The organism is Microcoleus sp. S13_C3, from assembly GCF_036700905.1.
GTDB lineage: Bacteria > Cyanobacteriota > Cyanobacteriia > Cyanobacteriales > Microcoleaceae > Microcoleus.
Genome location: NZ_JAUBPT010000026.1, coordinates 13,478 through 25,758 on the forward strand (window position 1 = coordinate 13,478; position 12,281 = coordinate 25,758).

Annotated in this window: 9 protein-coding genes; 3 read left to right on the forward strand and 6 right to left on the reverse strand. The window is 41.1% G+C overall.

What is annotated here, in order from left to right; all coding sequences use genetic code 11:
- The first annotated feature begins 4 nt into the window (after positions 1-4).
- Positions 5-1,447, forward strand: coding sequence for a tetratricopeptide repeat protein (locus QUA16_RS09985; protein ID WP_333103205.1), 1,443 nt, complete (start codon positions 5-7; stop codon positions 1,445-1,447).
- Positions 1,448-1,467: 20 nt separating this feature from the next.
- Here the strand turns inward: QUA16_RS09985 and QUA16_RS09990 are convergent, their stop codons facing one another.
- The 6 genes from QUA16_RS09990 to QUA16_RS10015 form a co-directional block, all read right to left on the reverse strand.
- Positions 1,468-3,909, reverse strand: a complete 2,442-nt coding sequence (locus QUA16_RS09990; protein WP_333103207.1) for a glycosyltransferase — start codon at positions 3,907-3,909, stop codon at positions 1,468-1,470.
- Between the two features lie 213 nt (positions 3,910-4,122).
- Entirely contained in the window at positions 4,123-6,381 is a 2,259-nt protein-coding gene (locus tag QUA16_RS09995; protein WP_333181118.1) for a glycosyltransferase family 4 protein, read from the reverse strand.
- Between the two features lie 75 nt (positions 6,382-6,456).
- Positions 6,457-7,107 carry a Uma2 family endonuclease gene (locus QUA16_RS10000; RefSeq protein WP_333103211.1) on the reverse strand — a complete coding sequence of 217 codons (651 nt, stop codon included), beginning with the start codon at positions 7,105-7,107 and terminating at the stop codon, positions 6,457-6,459.
- Positions 7,056-8,300, reverse strand: a complete 1,245-nt coding sequence (locus QUA16_RS10005) for a phytanoyl-CoA dioxygenase family protein (protein ID WP_333103213.1) — start codon at positions 8,298-8,300, stop codon at positions 7,056-7,058. The genes QUA16_RS10000 and QUA16_RS10005 overlap by 52 nt, the downstream gene beginning before the upstream one ends.
- Before the next feature lie 141 nt (positions 8,301-8,441).
- Positions 8,442-9,032 (reverse strand): transposase family protein, encoded by a 591-nt coding sequence (locus tag QUA16_RS10010; RefSeq protein ID WP_333103214.1) that lies wholly within the window; start codon positions 9,030-9,032, stop codon positions 8,442-8,444.
- 15 nt (positions 9,033-9,047) lie between these two features.
- Entirely contained in the window at positions 9,048-9,371 is a 324-nt protein-coding gene (locus QUA16_RS10015; protein ID WP_333103216.1) for a transposase family protein, read from the reverse strand.
- A 269-nt stretch (positions 9,372-9,640) separates the two neighbouring features.
- Here QUA16_RS10015 and QUA16_RS10020 point away from each other — a divergent pair, with 269 nt between their 5' ends.
- On the forward strand, positions 9,641-10,405 hold the full coding sequence (locus QUA16_RS10020) for an AMP-binding protein (protein ID WP_333103218.1): 765 nt from the start codon (positions 9,641-9,643) through the stop codon (positions 10,403-10,405).
- A 173-nt stretch (positions 10,406-10,578) separates the two neighbouring features.
- On the forward strand, positions 10,579-12,180 hold the full coding sequence (locus tag QUA16_RS10025; RefSeq protein ID WP_333103220.1) for a bifunctional metallophosphatase/5'-nucleotidase: 1,602 nt from the start codon (positions 10,579-10,581) through the stop codon (positions 12,178-12,180).
- Positions 12,181-12,281: the final 101 nt, after the last annotated feature.

The following is a 12,281-nucleotide window of genomic DNA, read 5'->3' on the forward strand; positions in this document are numbered from 1 at the left end:
CTCCATGTCTGAGCAAATTGATAGATTAATTGTACATTATCAAAAAGCCTTGTTAATTAAGCCAGATAACGCCGAAATTTACATCAATTTGGCCCAATTATATTACAAACGGGGTCAACTTGATGAGGCAGTTACAGCTTGTGAAAGTGCACTCAAAATTCAACCCACTTTGACAGGTATCTCGAAAACCTTGGCTTTTGTGCTGCAACAACGAGGAGAAGTCGATGCTGCTTTTGAAATGTATAATGCGCTAGGCGAGCGATTGGTCAAGGAAGAAAAGTTAGAAGAGGCGATCGCTGCTTACAGCTCTGCAATTGAGCTAAAACCAATTGCTTATCAAGCTTACTATCGATTGGGGGAAATCTTTCAACGACAATGGAAGCTGGAAGAGGCTATATCTTGTTGTCTCAAAGCGATTGAAATTGAACCGCTATTTATTGAAGCGCACTATAACTTAATAGAATACTATAGAGTAAGTTACTCTATAAAATACGAAATAGAAAATCCCCTAGCCTTGGAGAAAGCAGTTCGCTGCTATCGTTACGTAATTCAAAACCATCCTAATTTTGCTCTGCCTTACATCGGTTTGGGAGATTTATTAACTTATCAAGGAAACTTGGCAGAGGCTATCTCATGTTATCACAATGCCTGTTACAAGCAAATCCTACAGACACGACCTGATTTTGCTAAAAATTATTGGGATACAAAAAACCCACGCCACCCTCATTTTCTCATCATTGGTGCTGGCAAAGGCGGTACCAGTTCTTTATATGCCTACTTAACCGAACACCCTAATATCTTACCAGCTATTAGAAAAGAAGTGGGATTACATCTGGAAATTTTTGATAAGGGGATTGATTATTATCTCTCTCATTTTCCCCCAATCCCAAAACAATCTATTTTTTTGACTGGCGAAGCCACTCCTTGGTATTTTGCCAGCCAAAGTTCAGCCCAACAACTAGGCTTAATTTTTTCTAACATTAAACTTATTTTACTGCTAAGAAATCCTGTAAAGAGAGCATTTTCTCATTATAAAATGCTGGTTAATTATGGCAGCGAACAAAGGGCTTTTGCTGAGGTAATTGCTTCAGAAATAGAACATCTCTCATCTGATGGTGAAGATGAATTTACCTACTGGCAGACAGAAAAAGGTTATTTATTATTGGGTTGGTATTTCCACTTTATCAAGAAGTGGATGGCTGTATTTCCGAGAGAACAGTTTTTAATTTTAAGGAGTGAAGACTTTTATGCTAATCCAGCGGCTACTCTAACTCAAGTTTTCGAGTTTTTGGGGGTGCCGGATTATCCCCTTGTAGAATATTCCAATTATAATCCGGGGTCTTATAATCCTCTAAGCGATGATTTGCGGCAGACTTTAGCCGAGTTTTTCCGACCTCACAACCAGAAATTAGAGGAATATCTGGGCATGAAATTTGATTGGGATTAACCCATCTTAATAGCGAGGTTTTAGCGGGTAGTGATTGGCTTTTGAACTTGTTGCTGTTCTGTTTTTAAACTCTCAATTTCAGCTTGAGCCTGTTGGAGTTGAGATTGCAAGCTATCCAGTTCGTCTTGGGTTTCTAGCGCTGTCTGCATCCAAGCTTGGGATTGAGATGCTAAAGCTTGGTATCGATTTCTATCTTGCTCAAGTTGCCACATTTGGCTTTGCTTTTGTGTTTCCGATTGCCAAAGTTGTTCGACGCAGGTTAAAAGTAGATTGAGTTGGCGTTGAGTCCATCGAGAAGCCTCTATTTGAGATAAGTATTGACGCAAATAATACCGCTCTTTTGGGATTTTTGCTGGGTCAATAACAAAAGCAGAGTGGGAGTCAGAGAGGTAGAGGGGATAGGGGTAGTAGGCAATCTCTTTACCAGTGGCGATCGCAGCCGCTAAAATATGCCAATTTAAAGCTAGCAAATCCCTGACCTCGGAATACCGAAACTCTCGCAGCAACTCCACCGCAAATAGAGCGCACAAATCCTGACTTTGGTTAAATTCCAGTAGCTTGAGTAAAGAGCCGTCATTCGAGTTGATAACTTCCAAATCTTTGTCCAGCTTCATGTCTGGACATACGACAGCTACGGCATCAGATTCACAAGCCGCCGTGACAAATTTTTCTACCATCATCGGGAGTGCGATGCGATCGCCCGCAAACTGCAAGAAATATTTTCCCGTCGCCAGTTCTACCAAACGGTTATAAGCCGCTCCCAAACTTTTATTAACATCGGACTCGACAAACTGATAGGTGGGAAACTGCTCTTTAGCCAGAGCGATCGCCTCTGGTATGGATTCGCCTGCGGGTGTCTCGTACAAAACAATAACTTCTAAATTTTGATAAGTTTGTCCCGCCAAACTTTCCAGGCAATCCCAAACTTTTATTGTATCAAAAAAACAAGTTATGCCTATAGTTACACGGGGATTTTGAGGGTCTTTGGGTGCTGATTTGATAAATGCTTCGCTCATATATTCAAGTTTTTGGTTAAGTAATTTTTGATTCACTTGTTCTAATAAAGCGCGAGCTGGGGCGATCGGCGTTTCAGGACAAGCTGAGATAGCTTCACTGATGGTGCCGGCGAGAGAGTGTACGTCTCCTGGCTCAAACCAGCGCACCCCATCGGTTCTTGAAATTAAATTTAAGGTTTCTTGAAATCCTCCCGTATCTGAAACCACTAAACTAACGGCTAACTGTCCCATCTCTAAAGCGGTATTGGGAAAGTTTTCTTGCAAGCTGCAAAGGCAGACAATGGGCGTCGGTGACTGACTGACTAAATTAATTGCTTCTAGGCTGGATAAATCAGGTAAAACATGGTAATAAAATTTACCCTTTAAAGCGCCATCAATATACTGCTGACTATCCAACCCTTGAAGCACAGTTGACTCTAATTTGATGATTTTACCAAGAAACAGAATGTAAATTTTCTCGGATATATCCGGGTTAAGCAACTGAAGGGCCTCTACAAACGTACAGAGTCCTTTTCTCTCCTCTAACCGCCCAAAAAACACCAGCGGTATCTGTTTCCTATCAAGTTGAGCAGTCAGAATATCGGATATTTTTAATCCTTCGGATGGCGAAGCATTCGGACACAAAACATTGGTTTTTAACGGTAAATTATCGCCCGAATGCTTCGCCCCTACATCCGCTGATAAGTTGAGGATAGGAATAAAATAAGGTAAATGAACAGCATGAGCAGTTTTCCAGCCATAACTTTCTACTTTTGACTTTAAAAAGTAGGAGGGAAAGCAACTTAAATCCGCATTGTCATAAGAATATTGTTCGTAGTGACAAGCCTGCCAAAACCATTTCGGATAATCTAGCGTGTATCTGCTATTGACTTCCCGCAACCACTCAAAACCACCGTGATCTGTAACACCAACGAGGCAACTATTACCTAGCACACCTGATTTTTTGGCTTGAATCGTGCGATAACCCAATCCCCAAATTGCGGGAAATTCAACATAAACAACTGCTTCTGGGAAATTAGCAACAATTGCTTGAGTAAAAAACAAACAGCAGAAACTTTCGCAATCAAAGCATTGACTGATAGAGTCTTCTTGGCATTTCGATAAAATTGCTTGGTGGATAGGTTGAAGATTTAGGACTTTTTCAACTTCGCCGCTAGAGAAGATGTGGTGGAGATTTGGTAGTTGCGATCTCCCTTGGAAGTTCTCATGGCTGTGGCAAAGCAAGAGGATGACATACCAACCTTCTGCTGCTAATTTTTGGCTCAATGTGGTATAATAAGTGCCGATACCGCCATTTTTAGAAAATCCTTCAAATTCGTTACTTGCTAGAATTGCAACTTTTTGAACTGAGGTGTTAAAAGCCTCGAAGAATTGGGGCTGAAACTGCAATTCTGAATTTTCAGGAGAGAGGATATGAGATACTAAATTTTCCGGTTGCATTTTCATAAAGATACTAATTAAACAGATGTAGGTTGGGTTGAGGTACGAAACCCAACTTCTCAAACTCTTGTAGGTTTCTGGTTTCGCTTTCTCCCCACATTAACCTACCCAACCTACTTATATTATGCTCTAGGGGATGGTGGGTTACGGCGCGGGTATCAACTTATTATGGCAAACAGATAAATCTTAAACCGCGCCGTAACCCACCCTACAGGAGGTTCACTTGTCTACTTCTCCCCCTATCGTAGATAATAGTTTTGCTACTTGGGGAATCTCAAGAATATTTCCAAATTTCTCTCGGGCTTGAATGAGTTCGCGTTTAGCTTGTTTTAAATCACCCCAATGAATAAAAGCCATGACTTTGGCAGCGGCAATATTTGGTCGCAATTCCTCTGTGACAATTTCAAGCGAGTATTCAAAAGCTCGCTCGATATCTTCGTAAGAAAAGATACTAAAGGGAGTATCCTGGTTTAGTAGTAAGGTGTCGATTGGTAGAGGGTTGATATATTCAAATACTGCTGCTTGGTAGAGATTACAATGATGTTTAAAGTATGGTTTCAGTTGGTAAATTAATAGATGAATCCAGGCGGTGTAAAAGTGGGCAAAATCATTATAGTGTACCAGAGAAGTCATGGGGATTAGATGAGGATAAAAGTTTAGGAAAATGCTTTTTGTCAGTTCCCAACTTTTCATAGCATCTACAAATAAATATTCTATAGGGCGGCTGTTCCAGCCAAGTTTCACCACATCTCCTGGGTAAACTGAGATCGAGTGACTCCAGGGACTAATTCTGCGAACAAACTCGTCCAGAAAACTATCTCCCTGTTTATATCTGCCTTCTAGGGAAGTTCCTTTGACACACCTATCCATATACGATGGTGCCCAAATGAATATATCGTAAGCATGAATGCGTTTGTCTTTGACAGTTACTTTAAGATTTTTTTCTAATCCCTTGGCTACAGAAATTGTTGCAGAACCAAGCCAGCAGCCCAAATCGATGATTTCGCCTTTACCATAATACTCATTTTGGGCATAATCTTCGAGAAAAACTTGCTCTTGAACAGAGGTCATCCCTAATAAGAAAGACGTTGATAAATCTTCATTAGACGAACGATTGCGACTGGGAGATGTTTGAAAAAATGCCGATTTCATGTAATCTAGTCGCTGGTTGAATAACCCTTGATTAACTTGCTCTAAAAATTCCCGTTGGGGAAGGGATGCGGTTTCAGGATAGGCGGCGATAGCGCTGGCAATTTCGCACGCTAGAGACTGGGAGTTTCCTGGTTCAAACCATCGTACACTATTTGAGCGGTCAATCATGTTTAATGTCTCCCGAAATCCCCCCGTATGTGAAACGACTAAACTCACGGGTAACTGTCCCATTTCTAAAGAACTATTGGGAAAGTTTTCTTGAGGACTGGTAAGGCAAACAATGGCAGGTGCTAATTCGTGGACTAGGGCAATGGCTTCTTGGCTAAATAAGTCCGACAATATGGTATAAGCAAATTTGCCTCCCAGTTCTTGCTGGATGTATTGGTGACTATCTTGGGGCTGAAGTTTTACAGAATGAAGCGGAACGTTTTTGCCTAAAAATATGATGTGAATTTGCTGGCTGATTTTCTCTCCTAATTGCTGAAGGGCATCAATGAAAGTCAGGAGCCCTTTTCTTTCTTCTAATCTGCCAAAAAAGATAATTGGTATCTGTTCCCGTTTAAGGTTCAGCGAAACTTTCGCTAACATGGGTCGGTTTTTATCTAGGGGGGGGACAATTGGGAAACAGTAGGGCAAATGAACCGCGTGAGCCGTTTTCCAGCCATAACTTTTGACTTTTGCTTCCATGAAAAAAGACAGGAAAAATGCTAAGTCTGCATTCTCAAAAGAATATTGCTCGTAACTATAAACATTTCTAAACCAATTTCCACCCTCTATAATATATTTCTCATGGGCTTCATTTAACCACTCTTGGCCACTGTGCATTGTTACGGCTGTGACGCAATTTTTTCCTAACACCCCTGAACGTTTTGCTTGAATGGTGCGATATCCCAGTCCGCACAAATCGGGAAATTCTACATAAATTGGAGACTTGGTAAAATGAGCGGCAATTGCTTGAATAAAAAAGAGGATTTTATAACTCTCTGATTCTACCCAGTCCCATTGCTTAAACTGAGATAAAATTGCTAGATGAACCGACTGTAGTTCCAAAACTTGCTCGGCTTCGCAGGCGGAAAAGATATGGCGGATATGGGGGAGTGTCGATTCTCCGTGAAATTCTTTTTGAGTTTGACTGAGAATTAAAATAATATATCCACCTTGGGCTGCTAATTTTTGGCTCAATGTGGCATAGTAAGTGCCAATTCCACCGTTCTTAAAAAGGCCTTCATATTCAGGAGTGACGAGGATTGCTACGGGTTCTGTGGAGGCAAATAATTTTTCAATAAAGGGTTGCTGGAAGCGCACTGCCAAATGATTTGCAGACATTTCATTTAGTAAAGTTAATTGATTCATTGCGTAAGTCTTTTTAAGTTGACACTAATGCCGCTACACCTAATCTTCCTATCTTTCTTCAATCTGTTTCTTCACCCAAGCGCGAAAGGCTTTCATTGTTTTATTTCTTCCCTCGATTTTACTTTGTTTTAAATAATGGGGAATCACCTCATTAAGCAATGGCAAGCCGGGAAAATGAGGACTTTCAGTAACCTGCACGTAACGCCCCGCTTGCAGCACGTTGATTTCTAATTTTGTCCCGTTAAACCGCCACAATTCTCCGACTCCTAATGCTTCATAATTATTCAACTGGGTGCGGGAGGAAATGTCAATCTCAATGGCTAAATCTGGGGGCGGTTCTACAGTTAAATCGATGCGTTTTTTCCCCCGAACGGCTGCTTCGTTTTCGATATAGAAACAGCTATCGGCTTCTAAACCTTGTTGCATCGTTTCGCTTTTAAACGTAGTAGAAGCCAGATTTCTGAACTCAACGTCTAGTTCTTCCAGCAAAATTTCCACTAAGTTGCTAATAATAATTTTATCATCTTCATGTTCCGGTAATGGCACCATAATTTCTAAAACTCCCTGACTATAATTAATCCGCGACCCCCGTTTTTCACCAGACTCCTCTAACATTTGTTCGTACATTTGCCAACTGACATCGGTCATCAGGAGTTGCTGACCGGGGGGGACGATGATTTGTTTAAGTTGGACTTGCATAGTTTCCTCTCTTTTGTGTTAGGGATTCGCCCCTGAATTATCTGGGCCAGTCGAGTTTGGTGCTGCTGAGACTTCACTTTTTGCAATTCTACTGTTTTTTGATGCAGTTGAGCTTGAGACTGTTCTAACTCTGCCTGAGTGGCGTGCAGTTGCAGATCTGACTGTTGTAATTGAGCTTGGGTTTGCCGTAGCTGTTGTCGAGACTGCTCTAGTTCTGCCCCATCTTGCTGCTGCTGACACTCTAGTTGCTCTACTTGGGATCGCGCCTGGTTGAGTTGTTGGCGATAAGCCTCTAACTCTGCCTGAGTGGTCTGCAATTGTTCCCCTTCCCGTTCCAATTGCGATCGCGCCTGGGAGTGTTCCTCTTTTAATGTTTCCAATTCTCTCGTTTTTTGATGCAGTTTTTCGTGAGAATCTACCAACTCAGCTTGATTTTTTTGGAGTTGTTGTCGATACTGTTCGAGTTCTGTCTGAGTGGTCTGCAATTGTTCCCGTTCCCGTTCAAGTTGCGATCGCGCCTGGGAGTGTTCTTCTTTTAGTGCTGACAATTCTCTCGTTTTTTGGTGCAGTTGCTCATTAAATTCTGTTAACTGAGTTTGCAGTTGAGTTTGAGACTGTTCGAGTTCTGCTTGCGTTTGTGATTGTTGGATTTTTAATTCCTCTAATTGGTCTTGAGTTTGGGATTGTTGGATTTTGAGTTCCTCTAATTGGTCTTGAGTTTGGTGGAGTTGCTCGTTAGACTTTTTCAACTCAGCTTGAGTCAGTGTGAGTTCGTCTTGAAGTTGCTGTGCGGTTAGCATCCAACCTTGAGATTGGGGAGAGAGAATCTGGTTATTTGTTGAAGAAAACTGACTCTCTGTTTCGAGTGTTTCCATAAGCTTTTCTGGTGTTAGGGGTTCGACTTCGTAATCAAAGATGCCTAGACTTTTAACGCCTTCTGGTTTTTGACCGATGATGTAGCGATCGTAAAATTCATCTTCTACCTCAAATAATTCTATCTTATCAGAGGTTGGTGACTCTCTGTAACAAAAATGGAAGAGAATTTCTTGAGGAACTAAGCTGCATATAGCAGCAACTCTTTCTGTAGCAGTTGTATTGGGTGGCGAACCGTGAAAAAGGCGTTTGTCATAGATCAATGCCTGTCCTGCTTTCATGGGAATGCTAGTAAGATACTGTTGCTGTATAATAGACATCTCCGAAAACACTCAAAGCCTCTGTATAGTTAAGTTCTAGGACGTAAATGTAATCATCGTAAATTAGCTAGTGTGTACGATGAAACCATAGTTTGAGATATTTATTGTTGATAATTATGCCAAGATATTGAGGAAGCTGTGTTAATTTTTATTCGAGCATTTCCCCGCTTTTCCTAATGGTAATATTAAGGCTCCTATTCGCAACCTTACTATTCCACAAATCGTTAAAATTACTTGCTCATATTTTTGGGGGTTTAATCTAAATCTTTCTTGGGCAACTCGAAATATCTTGACCGTTCTAATTCGATGTTCCACAAAAATTCGGCGAGCCGAAAAAGCTTTGTTTTGTTCTTTTTGTTCAGTTGTTAATTCTCGGTTTCTGGGTTTTTTAATGGGAGTTGTTATTAAATCTTCTCCAACGTAAGCTTTATCTCCCTTAAATCTTTGTTGAGGGTCAAACTCGGAACGATATTCCCGGAATAAGGTTATATCGCTTTTAGGTCCAGGTTCCCCTGCCACAACATCAACTATATCTCTACCATCTGGCATGATAATTATTTGACTTTTGAATGTATGATTACTCTTCTTGCCTGAAAAGTATTTTTCTTGTTCCTCCTTATCTCCAGGTCTCTCTCTGACTTGTTCGTAGGTATCTACTATTAATTCATATTCTGTGAGTATTTCCTTAACTATTGCATGGTCAGCAGCGTTTTTTTTTACTTGTTCCAGCAAGCTAGATGGTAGCAATCAAAGCAGGTGCGGCAACCAATAGTTAAATGTATCATTAGCTGTAGACTCACTTACTCCAAACTGGATGCCCAGAAGTTGAAATGTTGTCATATGCCTCAGATAGACCAAGGTTAAAATTATTTGTTCGGGAAGAGATAGTTTTGGTTTTCGACCTCCTCCACCAGCAATAATTCTCACTTTCTTTGCTTCTAGTAAAGCTTGTTTTTCATGATGTAATCGTTCGGCATTTTGGAGCAATTGTTGTAACTCTTCATAGGCCAGACCAATTAATCGCTGTGTTTGTTTAGGATTTTCTTCAATATGATTCAGGATGTCGCTCATCTTTCTGTGTAAAAAAAGGTCTCTTATGTTCTTTTACCACATAATGTTACTATTTTGGAGATGTCTAATGGATAAAATATCTTGGCTGTAGGGAAAGCTTTCAAACATCCAAAGTGCTCTGAGCTTTGAATTCAATAAATGGCTTTTTTTGACAAGTTGAAGACAGCCATTTTGCTCGTTGACCTCAATAGGTCATAGGTCGTGTTTTAACGGGATGTAACTTAATTGTAAGTTTAGTTAGAATAGGCTATCTGGCAAAAAACAAAGGTATGGCGCTGTTCACTCTCGTTAATCTCTTGCAAAATCTCGCTTCCCAACATCCCGTTCGCGCAGCGTCCCCGCAGGGGAATCGCATCGCCTACACCTTCCTAGAAGATGGGGAGAACGAGAACGCCAGTTTTACTTACCGCCAATTGGACGAAAAAGCTAGGGCGATCGCCACTTACTTACAATCTCAACTCTCTGTTGGCGATCGCGTCCTGCTAGTATATCCCCAAGGGTTAGAGTCCATAGTCGCTTTTTTCGGTTGCCTTTACGCTGGAGTCGTTGCCATTCCCGCACCCGCACCGGAAGCGGCACGGCTAAAACGTATTTTACCGAGACTGGAGGCGATCGCCACCAATGCCAAAGCTTCATTAATCTTAACCACCGCCAGGCTGCTAGCCAACCGTGACGGCCACCATTTAACATTTAAGGCAAGAAGCTTTGTCAGCCAACTCAATCGCAGGGTTTCACTCCTACTCAACTACTATTTGGCAGAGGGAGAAATTGCCCAAAAAACGCCCCAACTTGCTACTATTCCTTGGACAGCCACTGAGAAAATTCCTTTCCAACTTGCTGCCCAATGGCAACTGCCGGAAATTAGCACCGATACCCTAGCTTACCTACAATATACCTCTGGTTCCACTTCCACCCCCAAGGGAGTGATGCTCGACACTTTTGCCCCAGCCTACGGATTGGCAGAAGCCACATTGTTAGCAGGACTTAAACAAAAAATCAGTTTACTATTGACATCTCCCTTAGGTAGAGGTTAGGCTCGGTAGGAACGTTACCTATTAATAATTCGACTTCATCTCACACCCCATACTCAAGCACATTTCATATCAGGGAGTAACAGTTATCGAGTTGGTCAAAAGTCTATAAACAAGGCAATGTCTGGTTTATAATCTTTTCCCATTGCATACCGAGTTATTAGTAGGAACAAAAAATGAAATTGATTTGGAAGGGTTGCAGTTTCGCATTACAAGTATTAGCGATTATTATAGCAAGTCCTGTTATTGCTGAAATCGTTAACATTAATTTGCTTCATCTTAATGACATTTATGAAATCGCCACCCCAAAGGGAGAAAATGCTCGTGGTGGATTAGCGCGTGTTGCCACTTTGCGACAACAATTGCTGAGGGAAAACCCTCGTACTTATACTCTGTTGGCTGGAGATCTTTTGAGCCCTTCAGCATTAGGAACCGCTAAGATAGATGGCAAACCTATAGCCGGTCAGCAAATGGTAGCGGTCATGAATACTCTAGGACTTGACTACGCAACATTTGGAAATCACGAATTTGATTTGAAAAAAGACCAGTTCTATAAACGATTGGAAGAATCTCAATTCAGATGGTTTTCGGGTAATGTATCAGATAAAAAAAACCAGCCCTTTAATGGAGTCTCTCCATATATAGTTCTTGAAGTAAAAGGCGAACAAGGTACTGTAGTACGAGTTGGTTTAATTGGCCTAACAATTCCTATAAACAGCCCTGGATATGTTAACTACATTGACCCAATTCAAGCAGCAAAAAACCAAATAATGGAACTGAAGGGCAAAGTCGATATTCTGATTGCCGTAACTCATCTTTCAATAGACCAGGATATACAATTGGCAAAAGAAGTACCGGAAGTTAAAATGATTCTGGGTGGTCATGAGCATGAAAATATACAGGTGTGGCGAGGTCAAAACCTTACTCCAATTTTCAAAGCTGATGCCAATGCCAGAACCGTGTACGTCCACCGTTTGAGCTACGATACTACTACCAAACAGCTTAAGATTGACTCAGAGCTTGTACCGATTGATAAGAAATTTGATGAAGACCCCAGCACGGCAAATGTGGTCAAGGAATGGGTTGAAAAAGCTTTTGAAGCGTTTAAAAAGGATGGTTTTAAGCCTGAGGATGAAATTACGACAACAAGTGAGCCGCTCGATGGTTTGGAAAGTAGTATTCGTAATCAACCTACGAACCTGACTCAATTAATTACTAAATTCATGTTAACTGAAGTGGAAAAGGCTGATTTAGCTATAATTAATAGCGGCTCGATTCGGATTGATGATGTAATAAATCCGGGTCAAATTACCCAATACGATGTGCTTCGGATGCTGCCGTATAAAGATAATGTTGTACCTGTTGTGATGAAAGGTAGTCTGCTAGAAACTGTATTGAATCAAGGAAATAAAAATAAAGGCAGTGGTGGCTATCTTCAAACAGCTAATGTAAGTCAGGATGAACAAAAAAAATGGATGATTAACGGTCAAATCCTTGACAAGAATCATAAGTACACAGTTGCTATCAATGAATTTTTAATGGAGGGGAAAGAACAGAACTTAGATTTTTTGACTTGCGAACACAGTGATATTACGTGTATGGATCAAAAGAAAGATATACGTTCTGTTGTGATTGACCAGTGGAAGAAGTGGAGAGAGCGATCGCACTCCACCTGTCGCGAAATCGCTTTCCTCTGCCAGAAATCGTTGTTCGAGGCAACTTTTCCCCAAAACAATCTGCTTGGAGGGGATGCCCGCCGCAACTCTGATCTACACTAACTCCCTCATATCAACCATCATGCAGCAATAAGTGAGCAAGCGATAATATTAATGTGTAACAAAGTTCCCTAGATACGATAACCATAATGTGGTAAGAAAAT